General features: G+C 69.0%; 1 protein-coding gene. It reads right to left on the reverse strand.

Going from position 1 to position 242, the window contains the following annotated elements:
- The coding region (locus tag SB816_RS34410) for an FAD-dependent monooxygenase (RefSeq protein ID WP_410548547.1) at positions 1–214 on the reverse strand (214 nt) is incomplete at its 3' end.
- Positions 215–242 lie beyond the last annotated feature (28 nt).

The raw sequence follows: 242 nt of genomic DNA on the forward strand, positions 1-242 counted from the left end.
GGCCGGTGGCTGTCTGCGCCGCGTCGGCGCCAGCCCAGCCCAAGATTTCCTGCGACCGGCGCGAGATGCCGATGGCGCGGCTGCCACTGCAATAGCCGTCGTCGGCCTCGCGCGTGAGCGAGGCGATGCCGTAATGCGCCAGCAGCGCGGCCAGCGTGAGCCCGACCGGACAGCCACCGACGATCAGCACGGGCACGTGGGCTGGGAGTGCGATGCTGTCTCCAGGATATTAGTTGTTTGCG

The organism is Achromobacter sp. SIMBA_011 (genome assembly GCF_046535435.1).
GTDB classification, from domain to species: Bacteria; Pseudomonadota; Gammaproteobacteria; order Burkholderiales; family Burkholderiaceae_B; genus Achromobacter; species Achromobacter dolens.